The sequence below is a fragment of the Micromonospora sp. NPDC049139 genome, from assembly GCF_055586845.1.
Map to the genome: position 1 here is coordinate 493299 of NZ_JBVJHK010000002.1, position 13818 is coordinate 507116.

The 13818-nt window shown below is 75.2% G+C and carries 10 protein-coding genes and 1 pseudogene; 5 read left to right on the forward strand and 6 right to left on the reverse strand.

The window, feature by feature from the left end; all coding sequences use genetic code 11:
* Nucleotides 1-37: 37 nt before the first annotated feature.
* From ACZ6Q9_RS05815 to ACZ6Q9_RS05825, 3 genes and pseudogenes are all read left to right on the forward strand, one after another.
* Nucleotides 38-1699: a PspC domain-containing protein gene (locus ACZ6Q9_RS05815; protein ID WP_396827952.1), complete on the forward strand. Its 1662-nt coding sequence runs from the start codon at nucleotides 38-40 to the stop codon at nucleotides 1697-1699.
* Nucleotides 1696-1879 (forward strand): annotated as a pseudogene (locus tag ACZ6Q9_RS05820) (hypothetical protein); the annotation flags it as partial. The gene ACZ6Q9_RS05815 and the pseudogene ACZ6Q9_RS05820, both read left to right, overlap by 4 nt.
* A gap of 579 nt (nucleotides 1880-2458) precedes the next feature.
* The gene (locus ACZ6Q9_RS05825; protein ID WP_393261501.1) at nucleotides 2459-3712 is read left to right on the forward strand and encodes a phosphatidylserine decarboxylase; all 1254 of its coding nucleotides are present in this window, start codon (nucleotides 2459-2461) and stop codon (nucleotides 3710-3712) included.
* Nucleotides 3713-3783: 71 nt separating this feature from the next.
* On the opposite strand, the gene ACZ6Q9_RS05830 is transcribed toward ACZ6Q9_RS05825, so the two are convergent.
* From ACZ6Q9_RS05830 to ACZ6Q9_RS05840, 3 genes are all read right to left on the reverse strand, one after another.
* Nucleotides 3784-4701 (reverse strand): CDP-alcohol phosphatidyltransferase family protein, encoded by a 918-nt coding sequence (locus tag ACZ6Q9_RS05830; protein ID WP_393261504.1) that lies wholly within the window; start codon nucleotides 4699-4701, stop codon nucleotides 3784-3786.
* A 424-nt stretch (nucleotides 4702-5125) separates the two neighbouring features.
* The gene (locus ACZ6Q9_RS05835; protein ID WP_393261699.1) at nucleotides 5126-6034 is read right to left on the reverse strand and encodes an NUDIX hydrolase; all 909 of its coding nucleotides are present in this window, start codon (nucleotides 6032-6034) and stop codon (nucleotides 5126-5128) included.
* Nucleotides 6035-6156: 122 nt separating this feature from the next.
* Nucleotides 6157-7104, reverse strand: a complete 948-nt coding sequence (locus tag ACZ6Q9_RS05840) for an NUDIX domain-containing protein (RefSeq protein ID WP_393261507.1) — start codon at nucleotides 7102-7104, stop codon at nucleotides 6157-6159.
* 144 nt (nucleotides 7105-7248) lie between these two features.
* Here ACZ6Q9_RS05840 and ACZ6Q9_RS05845 point away from each other — a divergent pair, with 144 nt between their 5' ends.
* Nucleotides 7249-7581: a PspC domain-containing protein gene (locus ACZ6Q9_RS05845; protein WP_393450614.1), complete on the forward strand. Its 333-nt coding sequence runs from the start codon at nucleotides 7249-7251 to the stop codon at nucleotides 7579-7581.
* Nucleotides 7582-7588: 7 nt separating this feature from the next.
* Here ACZ6Q9_RS05845 and guaA read toward each other — a convergent pair whose 3' ends face one another.
* On the reverse strand, nucleotides 7589-9142 hold the full coding sequence (guaA, locus tag ACZ6Q9_RS05850; protein WP_393450611.1) for a glutamine-hydrolyzing GMP synthase: 1554 nt from the start codon (nucleotides 9140-9142) through the stop codon (nucleotides 7589-7591).
* Nucleotides 9143-9286: 144 nt separating this feature from the next.
* Entirely contained in the window at nucleotides 9287-10984 is a 1698-nt protein-coding gene (locus ACZ6Q9_RS05855; RefSeq protein WP_396827956.1) for an FAD-dependent oxidoreductase, read from the reverse strand.
* Nucleotides 10985-11119: 135 nt separating this feature from the next.
* Between ACZ6Q9_RS05855 and ACZ6Q9_RS05860 the strand changes: the two genes are divergently transcribed.
* On the forward strand, nucleotides 11120-12247 hold the full coding sequence (locus tag ACZ6Q9_RS05860; RefSeq protein ID WP_396827958.1) for an LCP family protein: 1128 nt from the start codon (nucleotides 11120-11122) through the stop codon (nucleotides 12245-12247).
* Between the two features lie 6 nt (nucleotides 12248-12253).
* Here ACZ6Q9_RS05860 and ACZ6Q9_RS05865 read toward each other — a convergent pair whose 3' ends face one another.
* Nucleotides 12254-13723 (reverse strand): M1 family metallopeptidase, encoded by a 1470-nt coding sequence (locus ACZ6Q9_RS05865; RefSeq protein WP_396827960.1) that lies wholly within the window; start codon nucleotides 13721-13723, stop codon nucleotides 12254-12256.
* Nucleotides 13724-13818 lie beyond the last annotated feature (95 nt).

Below are 13818 nucleotides of genomic sequence, written 5' to 3' on the forward strand. Positions count from 1 at the left end.
AGGCCGTCCGGGCGGTCGGGGCAGCAGGATCGAGGGCATGACCGAGGAAGCTGCCCAGTCCCCCCGTCCCGGGGCGGCACAGCCCGGTGGACCGCCGCCCGCCGCGACGCCCGCCGACGGGACCGCGTCCACCGCCTCCGGGGCGCCGCCGCCGGTGGCCGCGCCGGGCGCCGTCGGGTGGACGCCGCCGCCCGGCGCCGGGCCGGGCGTGGATCCGGGCGCCGGGCCGCAGCCGCCGTCCGGCGGCGTCGGCTTCACCTCCCGGTACGGGCTGGTCCGCCCCCGCGACGGCCGCTACCTGGCCGGCGTCTGCGCGGCGATCGGCCGGGCCACCAACACCGACCCGGTGCTCTGGCGGGTGCTCCTCGCCGTGCTCGGCTTCTTCGGCGGCATCGGCATCCTGGTCTACGTCACCGCCTGGCTGATCATCCCCGGCGAGGGGGACAGCGCCTCCCCCGTGGAGTCGATGCTCGGTCGGGGCCGCTCCAGCATGTCCCCGATCACCGTGATCGTGCTCAGCATCCTGGTCGCGGTCAGCTTCGGCTACATCGTCACCGACGCGTTCCGGGCGGTGCTGCTCGGCGCCACGATCCTGATCGGCGGGGCGCTGATGCTCAACCGGGACAACCGGGGCACCGGGGCCACGCCGGCCGGTACGGTCCCGCCCGCGCCGGCCGCCCCGCCCGGCCCGGTGCCGCCGGTCAGCTATCCCGCGCCGGCCGCGTACCAGGCCCCGCCGAGCGTGGCCGTGGCCCCCGGCGGGACCCCGGCCCCGGCCGCGCACGCCACTGGTTTCCCGGTCGCCGGCCAGCCGGCCGAGCCGACCGCCGAGCTGCCCGCCTGGCCGCCGGCCGCCCCGCCCGCGCCGGCCGTCCCGCCCGCGCCCGCCCCCTTCTCCGCGGGTACGCCGGCCGCGCCCACGTCGGGCTGGCCCGCCGCGACCTCGGGGGGCGCACCGGCCCGCCCCGCGCCCCTGCCGCCGGGCTACCGGCCCCCGTTCGCCCCGCACGGCCCGTACGCCGGCCAGGCGGGCGTCCCGCCGCTGCCACCGCCACCACCGCGACCGGCGAAGCCGCCGAAGCGCCCGCGTGAGCGCTCCCCGCTCGGCGCGGTGACCTTCTCGCTGATCTTCCTCGCCCTCGGCGTGGTCGCCGTCGTCGACCTGCTGGACGTCTTCGACGTCGGGGCGTCGGCGTACTTCGCCGCCACCCTGGCCACCATCGGGCTCGGCCTGCTGGTCGGCACCTGGTTCGGGCGGGCCCGGTGGCTGATCGCGCTCGGCGTGGTGGCCGCCGCCGCCCTCGGGGTGGCCACCGTGGCCGAGTCCTACGACCGGGTCCGGGGCGTCGACGGCAACGTGACCTGGGCCCCCACCGACCACCGCGACCTCGCCGTCCGCTACGAGAACAGCTTCGGCGACGCGACCCTCGACCTGCGGGCGGTCGACTTCGACAAGAAGAACACCGAGATCACGGTCTCCGTCAACTTCGGCGAGTGCACCGTGGTGGTGCCGCCGAACGTCGACGTCACCACGGTGACCGACGTCAACGCCGGAGACGCGGTCGTCTTCGGCAAGCGCTCCGGCGGGCTGGACGGCCCGCTCCGGGAAACGACCGACCTGGGCGCCGACGGCGCCGGCGGCGGCACGCTGCGCCTCTACGTCCACGTGAACGCCGGCAACCTGGAGGTGACCCGGTGAAGGCCCACCGCACCGACATCGTGTCGTTCGCCTTCGGGCTGATCTTCGTCGGGCTCGCCGCGTGGTGGCTGCTCGCCAAGCTGCTCGGGCTCGCCCTGCCACCCGTCGGCTGGTTCCTGGCCGGCGCGCTGATCGTGATCGGTCTCCTGGGCCTGGTGGGCGCGCTGCGCTCCGGGCGCTCCGCCACGACCGGCAAGGACACGGCCCCCACCCCGGACGGCGTCGGGCCCACCTCCGCCCAGCCGGCCGCCGAACCCGCCGGTGACGAGCCGGACCGGCACACCGCCGACGTCGACCCGACCCGGTGGGACCTCGACCGGCCGGCCCCGGCCGACGAGCCGGCGGCATGGGGCACCGGGCGGTCCGACTGGGGCCAGCGGTCCGAATGGGGCGGGCCGTCCGAGTGGGAGGTGTCCGCGCCGATGTCGGGCGCGCCGACGGCCGGCCCACGGACCGGGGACGACGCCGACGAGTCGCCCACCGAGGCGGTCACCGACGCCCGCACGGACGCGGTCGAGGACCGGCCCGCCGACGAGGACGACCGGCCGGGCCCGGTCGGCGGCGTGCCGTCCGGCGAGGAGCGCCCGCGCGGCTGACCACAGCGGTGCGGCCCGCCTCCGCAGCCGCCTATGCTGGCCGGTGGAGATCTCGCCTCCGCCGGCCGGCCCGCGCCGACCTGGCCGCCGAGCCGGCCGGACCGCGCCGCCGTGGCGGTCCCGCCGCGATTCCCGTCTCTACCCCGTCAGGAGCCCGTCCGACATGACGCAGTCCCCCGCCGTGCGCCCCGCCGGCCGCTCCGGTCCGGTCCGCATCGGCGAGCGAGCCGCCCGTACCCTCGTCGCCGAGCTGGCCCGGATGAACGACCCGAAGGCCGCCCTGCTGGTCGGCGCGACGCCGGAGTCCGCGGTGCTGGCCGCGGCGATCGACGCGCTGCTGCCCGGCGACACCCTCACGCTGGTGCCCGCCGGGTCGACCAGCCCCGGGGCGTTGCGGGAGCACGTCACCGCCCAGGGCCGCTGGGTCGCCGACCGGGTCCGCGTGGTCGACACGCTCACCGAGGCCGAGCCCGCCGCGGTGGTCATCGCCGGGGAGCCGTTCACGGGCACGGCCGACGAGACCCGCGGCGCCGTCGAGGGCCTGACGAAGTACCTCACCGACGGTGCGGTGCTGAGCGTGGCGACGACCGCCACGCCGGGACGCACGGCGGGCGCGGCGGCGGAGCTGGACCGGCAGGGCGCGCTGTACGGCGTCGGCGCCGACCTGGTGCTGCGCAACAACCCGCCGCTGCGGGTGTACCGGCTCCGCTTCACCCCGGCCGACGCCGCCTCGGCGGCGTCGCTCGCCCCGGCGCACCGCCCGTCGAGCGTGCCGCTGACCCGCGGCATGCACATCGACTCCAACGGGGTGGCTGCCGCCGGCATCACGCTCGGCCTGGCCGCGCTGGCCCGGCTCGCCCGGCCGAAGTCGAAGCTCTGGCTGCTCCCCGCCTTGGCCGCCGCGCCGGTGGCCGCCTTCTTCCGGGACCCGGAGCGCGACGTGCCGGAGGACCCGTCGGCGGTGGTCGCCGCGGCCGACGGCCAGGTGCTGTCGGTCCAGCGGCTGCACGACGAGCGCTTCGGCGAGGGCGAGTGGCTGCGGGTCGCGGTCTTCCTCTCGGTGCTGGACGTGCACGTCAACCGCGCCCCGGTCGCCGGCAAGGTGGTCGACTACTTCGTCGCCGACGGCGGCTTCGCCAACGCGATGAAGCCGGCGGCGGAGCACAACGTCGCCGCGTACACGGTGCTGGACACCGCGCACGGCACGGTGGTCGTGGCGCAGCGCACCGGCCTGATCGCCCGGCGGATCGTGCAGCGGGCACCGATCGGCGCGCTGCTGGCCAGGGGCGAGCGGTTCGGGCTGATCCGGTTCGGCTCGCGCACCGACGTCTACCTGCCGGCCGACGCCGCCGAGCCGCTCGTCGGGCCCGGCGACAAGGTGGTCGGCGGCTCCACCGTCATCGCCCGCTGGCGCTGACCCGGCGGGCACGGGCAGACACGAAAGGGGCGCCGCGGGATCGCGGCGCCCCTTTCGGCGTACGTGGGGGGTCAGGCGGTGCGACGCTGGCGGAGCCAGAGCACCGGGCCGCTGACCAGGTAACCGACCACGATCAGGGCGAAGGTGAGCCGGATGTCGACCAGCGCGCCGATCACCGGGGCCAGCCACACCCACGGCGGCAGCTTGACCAGGCGGGCCAGCTTCGCGTACGGGAAGCTGGAGACCATGGCGAAGGCGAGCAGCGCCACGCCGGCGACCTGGACCGTGCCCGGCACCGGCAGCCCGATGGCGACGGTGAGGGCGAGGACGGCGGCCGCCATCGTGGTGGGCACGCCGCAGAAGAACCGGCCGTCCTTCGGCGAGACGTTGAACCGGGCGAGCCGGATGGCCGCGCACGCCGCGACGAGGGCGCAGGCCACCGCCGCCGCCGCGGTGGACACCGACCCGGCCAGCGAGGCGTAGACCACCACGGGGGCGGCCAGGCCGAACGAGCACATGTCGGCCAGCGAGTCCATCTGCGCGCCGAACGGGCTGGCCACGCCGAACTTGCGGGCGAGCGCGCCGTCGAGGCCGTCGAACACCACGCAGGCGATCAGGCACAGCGCGGCCACCCGCACCTCGCCCTGCATGGCGAGGAAGATCGCCAGCATGCCGAGCATCAGGCTGCTGAGCGTGCAGGCGTTGACCACCGCGAACTTCATCCGGCGGGCGACCGTCCGCTCGCCGGGGAGCAGCGGGATCGCCATCGCCGGCTCGTCGACCGGGGCCGCCGGCGGAAGGGCGGGGCTGACCGGGGCGATCGACGCGACGTCGCCGCGCTCGAACCGGTTCAGACCGTAGCGGCGGCGCGGCCGGTCGGCGTACCGGTGCTCGGGCAGCGACAGGTCGGTGGCACCACGCAGGTCGCCGTCGCGGCGGCCCACCCGGACCAGCAGCACCTGCCGGGCGAACGTGCTGCTGCGGCGCAAGGGGCCCGCCCAGCGACGCCCTGCGGGGCGCGGACTGTCAGTGGTACGACGCCGGCGCCATGGGGCTCTCGGCACGTTTCCTCCATCACCGGATCGGCTGACCGCCACGGGGGCGGGTGTCCGGCTGTCTCGTGCCGGACCTTTCTGGCCCGGCAGCCATTTTGCGGAGTACACCATCGCATAGGGGAACGGGGATTGGCGATAGCTGCCGGCGGTACTTATATCTCCCTTAAACCGCGCGAACCGCCTCTTATTCCCAACCCGGGCTCCATCGCCCATTTCCTCCACCAACCCCACATCGAATGTACCGGACGCCCTCGCCACCGGCTCGGCGAGCGACCGCCGCCTGCCCCGATGTCCGATTACGGACCGTCATCGATGTCACAGCCGGCCGGGCGTACCGGGCGCGGGCCGGCGACCGTCGTCAGCGGGACAGCCGGCCCAGCGCCAGGGCGGCGATCTCGGTGAGCCGCAGCCCGGCGAGCTGCTCCGGGGTGAACCAGGCGGCCCGGGCGGTCGAGCCCCCGGCCAGCTCCGTCACCCGCGGCTCGGTCGGCGCGTCGACCGCCACCCGGTAGACCACCCGGATGCCGTGCCAGTCCAGCGGGCGCCCCTCCGGGCCCAGCGCGGCCGGGTTGTGGAGGTTGTCGACACCGACCAGCTCGACCACCCGGCCGAGCTGACCGGACTCCTCGACCAGCTCGCGCAGCAGGGCGGCGACCGGCTGCTCCCCGTGGTCGGTGCCGCCGCCGGGCAGGTGCCACCGGCCGGCCCCCGGGTAGCCGTCGGCGATCATGGCGAGCAGCACCCGCCCGGCCGGGTCGGTCACCAGCCCGTACGCCCCGAAGCGCTGCCGCCGGTCGGCCGACGGCGCGCCCTCGCGGGGCAGCGCCCGGGGCAGGCCGGCCGGCAGGGGCGTGACGGGGAGGCCGAGCACCTCGGCGGTGAACGGCATCAGCGGCACCGCCGCCGCCTCGTCGGGGGCGAACCAGGCCAGCTCGTCGCTGCCGCCGGCCGGCTCCGGCCGCGGTTCGCCGCCACGCAGCGTGACGTCGAAGACGAGGCGGTCGGTGTGCACCGCGACGCCGGAGTCATGGAACGTGGCCACGTCGGCGAGCACGGCCCGGAGCCCGGTCACCTCCACGGTGAGGCCGGTCTCCTCGGCGAACTCACGGACCACGGCGTGCGCGGGATCCTCCGCGTGCTCCAGCCCGCCGCCCGGCAGCTGCCAGACACCGGGGAACGGGCACGAGGCCGAACCCCGGGCCAGCAGCACCCGACCGTCGGCGCCCCGACACACCCCGTACGCCCCGACCCGCCGCCGTTCCTCCACCCGCCCGCACTCCCGCCCGCGCCGACCCGCTCCGTCGATCATGAGGTTAGCGGCAGCGGAGCCGACGTGCCGCCCGGTCAACCTCGTGATCGGCGGACGGGTGGGAGAAGGGGGCGCGCGGGTCAGGCCAGGCGGGCGGCCTGGACGGCCTCGGCGGTGACCTCGGTCAGGCGGTCGGTGGGGAGGGCGCCCAGCTCCTCGCGGGCGAACCAGCGGGCCTCGCAGGTGGAGCCGCCGACGTCGGCGACGGTGGGCGGGGCCGGCTTGTCGACCACGACCCGGTAGAACGCGCGGACGCCGTGCCAGTCGATCGGGTAACCCTCCGGGCCCAGGGACGCGGCGTCCCGGTGGCTGGCCACGCCGAGCAGCTCGACGAGGCGGCCGGTCTGCCCGGTCTCCTCGACCAGTTCCCGGATCAGGGCCGCGCCGGGCTGCTCGCCGTAGTCCGTGCCGCCGCCGGGCAGGTGCCAGCAGCCCGCGCCCGGGTAGCCGTCGGAGACCCGGGTGAGCAGCACCCGCCCGTCCGGGTCGGTCACCACGGCGTACGCGGCGAAGCGCTGGGCCCGGTGCAGCCCGTCCGGACCGGGCACGGCGTAGAACGAGGGGAACTCCGGCGGCTCCTCCGGGACGATGTCGGCGGACGAGGCGGGCACCCCGAGGGCGCGCGCCGTGAACGACCGCAGCGGCAGCTCGCGGGCCTCCTCCGGGGTGCACCAGCGGGCCAGGTCGGTCGGCCGGTCGACCCGGTCGGTGAGGGTCCCGCCCCGGACGGAGACGTGGTAGATCAGGCGGTCGGTGTGGATGGTGATGCCCCGGTCGGGCAGCGCCCGCATGTCGGCCAGCACGTCGTGCAGGCCGTCGACGGTGACGGAGAGGCCGGTCTCGGCGGCGGTCTCGCGGACGACGGTGTGGTTCGGGTCCTCACCGTGATCGACCGCCCCGCCGGGCAGCGACCAGGTGCCGGGAGTGCCGGAGCGCTCCGATGCGCGGACCAGCAACACTCGGCCGACTGAATCAGCACAAACTGCGTATGCCGCGATCCTGCGGAGCGGCTCCAGCATGGTGGTCACGGGGCCAAATTCTCCCCCGCCCCGGTTACCTGCATCGAAAAGAGTCAGATTCCTGACTCAATGCTCGCGCCTCAGGGGCAGGTCAGGGTAAGGCTCCGGGCGGTCACCGAGGTCGGCCGGGTCGGCCGCGCGGATGGTGGAGGCATGACTTCCACCGCCTCTTCCCAGCCCCCGTACAAGCAGCTCCGCCGCCCCGTCACGGACCGGATGGTCGCCGGGGTGGCCAGCGGCCTCGGCCGCTACTTCGCCGTCGACCCCACCCTCGTCCGGGTGGTCTTCGCGGTCGCCGGCCTGCTCACCGCCGGGGTCGCGTTGCTCGCGTACCCGATCATGTGGTTCCTGATGCCCGAGGAGCCGGCCGACGCCCCCGCCTGGCCGCACCCGGCGCAGGCCGCGCCGCCCACGGCGACGCAGCCGACCGCCACGCAGCCGACCGTGGCGCAGCCCACGCCGCCGACCTACCCGCCGGCGGCGTGAGGCCGGATCACTCCCACTCGATGGTGCCCGGCGGCTTGCTGGTGACGTCGAGCACCACCCGGTTGACCTCGGCGACCTCGTTGGTGATCCGGGTGGAGATCCGGGCGATCACCTCGTACGGCAGCCGGGACCAGTCGGCGGTCATCGCGTCCTCGCTGGAGACCGGCCGCAGCACCACGGGATGCCCGTAGCTGCGGCCGTCGCCCTGCACCCCGACGCTGCGCACGTCGGCCAGGAGCACCACCGGGAACTGCCAGACGCCCCGGTCCAGCCCGGCGGCGGTCAGCTCCTCGCGGGCGATCAGGTCGGCCTGGCGGAGCAGGTCGAGACGCTCCCGGTCGACCGCGCCGATGATCCGGATCGCCAGGCCGGGACCCGGGAACGGGTGCCGCCAGACCATCGCCTCCGGCAGCCCGAGCTGGAGACCGAGCGCCCGGACCTCGTCCTTGAACAGCGTGCGCAGCGGCTCGACCAGGCTGAACTTCAGGTCCTCCGGCAGGCCGCCGACGTTGTGGTGGCTCTTGATGTTGGCGGTGCCGGTGCCGCCGCCGGACTCGACCACGTCCGGGTAGAGGGTGCCCTGGACGAGGAACTCCACGTCGCCGTGGGCGGCGATCTCCCGCGCGGCGGCCTCGAACACCCGGATGAACTCCCGGCCGATGATCTTGCGCTTCTGCTCCGGGTCGGTCACCCCCGCCAGCGCGCCCAGGAACCGGTCGGCGGCGTCGACCACCTTCAGCTTGATGCCGGTGGCGGCGACGTAGTCCTTCTCCACCTGCTCCGCCTCGCCCGCGCGCAGCAGGCCGTGGTCGACGAAGACGCAGGTGAGCTGGTCGCCGACGGCCCGGTGCACCAGCGCGGCGGCGACGGCCGAGTCGACCCCGCCGCTCAGGCCGCAGATGACCTCCTTGTCGCCCACCTGCTCGCGGATCCGGGCGACCTGCTCGTCGATGATGTTCTCGGGCGTCCAGGTCGGCGCGATGCCGGCGATGTCGTAGAGGAAGCGGCGCAGCATCTCCTGGCCGTGCGCGGTGTGCCCGACCTCCGGGTGGAACTGCACGCCGGCCCGGCGGCCGGCCAGGTCCTCGAACGCGGCGACCGGCGCGCCCGCCGACTCGGCAGTCACCGCGAAGCCCGCCGGGGCCTCGGTGACGCAGTCGCCGTGGCTCATCCACACCGGCAGGTCATCCGGCAACTCGCGGAGCAGCACGCCGGCCTCCGGGCGAGCGCGCAGCGGGGTGCCGCCGTACTCGCGGTTGCCGGTGCGGGCCACCGTGCCGCCGAGGGCCTGGGCCATCGCCTGGAAGCCGTAGCAGATGCCGAAGACCGGCACCCCGGAGTCGAACATGCCGGCGTCGATCTGCGGGGCGTCCGGCGCGTAGACGCTGGACGGACCACCGGAGAGGATGATCGCGGCCGGGTCCTTCGCCAGCATCTCGGCGACGGGCATCGAGTGGGGCACGATCTCGGAGTAGACGTTGGCCTCGCGCACCCGGCGCGCGATGAGCTGGGCGTACTGGGCTCCGAAGTCCACCACGAGGACGGGGCGAGGCGTGCTCATGTGCAGAAAGCCTACCCACCGTCACGCCCGCGCCCACGACGGCCCGCCACACGTCACCCCCGCCGCGCGTGATCTTGCACTTTCGCCCGGACATGCGGCCCGAAAGCCGCACAACGGGGGCCGAAAGTGCACGATCGCGGGAGATCAGGGGCGGAGGGCGCCGGGGGCGTGCGGAGGCACCGCCGGGTGGCGCGGGGGCACCGGGTCCATCCGGGCGTACGGGGAGCCCAGGGGCGGGCGGGGGTCTTCCTCGCCCTTGTTGGGCCAGAAGGACATGGCGCGTTCCGCCTGGGCGGTGATGGTCAGCGACGGGTTCACCCCGAGGTTCGCCGAGACCGCCGCGCCGTCGACCACGTGCAGCCCCGGGTGGCCGAAGACCCGGTGCCACGGGTCGACCACGCCGTCGGCCGGGGTGGCGCCGATCACCGCCCCGCCGAGGATGTGCGCGGTCATCGGGATGTCGAACGGCTCGGTCAGCGCCCCGCCGGGCGTGCCGCCGATCTCCTCGGCGAGCAGCCGGGCCGCCCGGTTGCCCGCGGGGATCCACGTCGGGTTGGGCACGCCGTGCCCCGGCCCGGAGACCAGGCGCCGCCCCAGCGGGCCGCGCCGCAACCGGGTGGTCAGCGAGTTGTCCGCCGACTGCATGACCAGGGCGATCACCGTCCGCTCCGACCAGTCGCGCACCGACAGCAGCCGGGCCGCCGGGCCGGGCTGGCGCAGCAGCGTGCCCAGCCAGCGACGCACCCGGTGCGGGCCGCCGTCGACCAGCAGCGACTGGAGCAGCCCCATCGCGTTCGAGCCCCGCCCGTAGCGGACCGGCTCGACGTGGGTCTGCGGGTCGGGGTGGAACGAGCTGGTGATCGCCACCCCCTCGGTGAAGTCGAGCCCGTCGGCGCGGGCCCGCCGGCGGGACACCGAGGCGCCGAGGATCGCCTCCGAGTTGGTCCGGGTCAGCTCGCCGAGGCGGGGCGAGAGCGCGGGCAGCGCCCCCTCGGCCCGCATCGCGTGCAGCAGCCGCTGCGTGCCGAGGGCGCCGGCCGCGAAGACGACCTGGTCGGCGTGGACCACCTGCCGCCGGGCGCGCGGCCAGGCCCCGGTGCGCACGGTGTGCACCGCGTACCCGCCACCCTCGACCGGGCGCACGGCGGTCACCGTGGTCAGCGGGTGCACCCGGGCGCCGAGCCGCTCGGCCAGCCAGAGGTAGTTCTTGACCAGGGTGTTCTTCGCGCCGTACCGGCAGCCCGTCATGCACGCGCCGCAGTGCGTGCAGCCGGTGCGCTCCGGGCCGGCGCCGCCGAAGTAGGGGTCGGCGACCCGCTGACCGGGCCGACCGATGTGCACGCCGACCGGGGTGGCGCGGAAGGTGTGCCCGACCCCCATCCGCTCGGCCACCGCCCGCATCGCCCGGTCCGCAGGAGTGACGACGGGGTACGCGGTGACGCCGAGCATCCGCTTCGCCTGGTCGTAGTGGCGGGCCAGCTCGTCGCGCCAGTCGGTGATGCCCCGCCACTGCGGGTCGGCGTAGAAGGCGTCCAGCGGCTCGTAGAGGGTGTTCGCGTAGACCAGCGAGCCGCCGCCCACCCCGGCCCCGGAGAGCACCAGCACCCCACCGCCGGCCTTCCGGTCGGCCGCCCGCAGCAGGGTGATCCGCTGGAGGCCGTAGCAGCCGAGGCGGGGCGCCCAGAGGAAGCGGCGCAGCCGCCAGGAGGTCTGCGGGAACTCGTCGTCGGCGAAGCGACGCCCGGCCTCCAGCACACCGACCGCATAGCCCTTCTCGGCCAGCCGGAGCGCGGTGACGCTGCCGCCGAAGCCGGACCCGATGACGACCACGTCGTACCGCATGAACGCATCATTACCGCTGAGTAGCCATCGCGCCAGCACGGGTTTCCGCGCGATCATGCTCCGGTCCGTCGATCCGGGGGCGCCCACCCGAACCCGGGCCCGGAGTCCGAACGTTGTCTCACACGGGGGTGTCGCATGGCTCAGGGGACAGGGGCGCAGCGCCCGAGGTGGGTGCTGGGGCTCGCCGCCCTCGCGGCGGCGGTGCTGGTGGCCGCCGGCGTGCTGGTGGTCACCCGCCTCGTCGGCGACGACGGGTCACGGCGGACCGACCCGACCGCCGCCACGCCGACCGCGAGCGCCACGCCGCACGCGGATCCCACCCCGAGCCCCACGGCGCCGCCGGGCGCCGGCATCACCGGCCCGCTCAACCTCCTGCTGGTCGGGGTGGACACCCGGGTCAGCGTGCCCGGCTGGGAGCCGCACGGCGACGCCGTGCTGGTGGTCCACGTGCCGAAGGGGCTCGACCGGGCGTACCTCTTCTCCCTCCCCCGCGACCTGCTGGTCGACATTCCCGCCTTCCCGAAGGCGGGCTACGGCGGCGGGAGGACCAAGCTCACCCACGCGATGAGCTACGGCAGCCGGGTGCCGGGCAAACCCGAGCAGCCGAGCACCGCCCAGGGGTTCGAGCTGCTGCGCAGCACGGTCAGCGGCTACACCGGGCTGCGCATCGACGCCGGCGCGGTGCTCACCTTCAACGGCTTCGACAAGCTGGTGGACACCCTCGGCGGGGTGGACCTCTACGTCGACCAGCGGGTGGTCTCGCTGCACCGCCGCCCGGACGGCCGGCACCGGGAGCCCGCCCCGGGCGGCGGCGGCTACGTCGGGCCGCAGATGGTCTACGAGAAGGGCGAGCGGCACCTCACCGGCTGGCAGGCGCTGGACTACGCCCGGCAGCGCTACATCACCGGCGGCGACTACGCCCGGCAGCGCCACCAGCAGCAGTTGGTCAAGGCGCTGGTGACCAAGATCCTCGACGAGGACCTGGCCCGGCAGCCGGAGCGCGTCCAGCAGGTGGTGGACGCGCTCGGCGACACGCTGGTCTACGCGGGCGGGCCGCGGATCGTGGACGTCGCGTACGCCCTCGGCGGGCTGTCGCCGGACCGGTTCGTGCTGGTCGGCCTGCCCGGCGAGGGGGTGGGCCAGGGCAGCGCCTACCGGGGCGAGCAGCTTGAGCCGACCGGCCGAAAGTTCCTCACCGAGCTGCGCGCCGGCCGGGCGGACGCGTACCTCGCCGCCCACCCGGAGCTGCGCGTCAAGGGCTGACCGCCGTCACAGCGGCTCGGGCCGGGCGGGGCGCTCGGTGCCGCGCAGCCAGTCGTCGAAGAGGTCGTCGAGCTTCTTGCCCGAGACCCGCTCGGCCAGCGCGACGAACTCGGCCGTGGTGGCGTTGGCGTCCCGCTTCTGCGCCGCCCACGTCCGCAGGATCTCGAAGAACGCCTTGTCGCCGACGGCCACCCGCAGCGCGTGCACGGTCATCCCGCCGCGCTGGTAGACCGACTCGCTGAACAGGTTCGCCACCCCCGGCTCGCCGGGCGGCGTCCGCCAGACCTGGTCGGACGACCCGGCGTACCGGTCGTCGAACGCCTGCTGGGCGGTGCGCCCGCCGTCGTGCTCGGCCCAGAGCCACTCGGCGTACGTGGCGAGCCCCTCGTTGAGCCAGATGTCCTGCCACCTCGCCAGCGACACGCTGTTGCCGAACCACTGGTGGGCCAGCTCGTGCGCGACCACCCCGGTGTTCTCGCCGCCCCGGAAGAAGCCCGCCGAGTAGACCGGGCGGCTCTGCGTCTCCAGGGCGTACCTGATCCGGGCGTCGGAGATCACCACGCCGCCGTACGCCCCGAACGGGTACGGCCCGAAGACGCTCTCCAGATAGTCGGCCACCTCGACCGTGTCGGCGATCGACCGGTCCGCCGCGCCCTCCGGCAGGTCGGTGGTGACCGCGTGGAACACCGGCCGTCCCTTGTGCTCGCCCTCCGTGATCCGGAACTTTCCGATCACGACGGTGCTGAGGTAGCTCGCCATCGGGCTGCGCTCCGCCCACTTCCAGGTGGTCCAGTCGCCGGCCGTGCTCCTCCCCGCCGGCACGCCGTTGCTGACCGCCGTCAGTCCCTTCGGGACGGTGATCTCGAAGTCGTAGGTGGCCTTGTCCGAGGGGTGGTCGTTGACCGGGAACCAGGTGCTCGCCGACTCGGGCTGGCCGAGCGCGATGGCGCCGTCGTCGGTGTGCAGGAAGCCCCCGACACCGAGGGTCTCGTTGCGCAGCGGCTCCGGCTCGCCCTCGTACGCGATCTCGGCGACGAAGCCGTTGCCCGCGATCAGGCCGCTGGCCGGCGTGACCACCAGCTCGTCGTCCCTGCGGCTGTGCTTCGCCGGGGCGCCGTCCACCGTCACCGACCGCACCGTCAGCCCGGCCAGGTCCAGGTTGAACGCCGACAGGTCCTTCGTCGCCGCCGCCTGGAGCGTGGTGGTGCCGGTGAGCCGGTCCTGCTCCGGGTGGTAGCGGACCTTGACCGTGTAGCGGCTGACGTCGTACCCGCCGTTGCCGTAGGTCGGGAAATATTCGTCGCCGACACCGGCCGCCCCGGGCTTGAACTGGCGGGCCGCGCTCGGCGACGCGGCGTCCGTGGCCGGGGCCGGGGCCGGGGCCGGTTCGTCGGCCGACCCGCACCCGGCCAACCCGAGCGCCCCGGTCAGCAGCAGGCCGGTGCCCGCGCGCAGAAGCCTCCGCGACAGCGTCATCGCCTCGTCCCTTCCCCTGTGCCGCCGGCTGCCCCGCCGGCGACCCCGTGCCGGACCCGCGCCCGGCCGGTCCGGCGGCAGCCTACCGAGCGGCC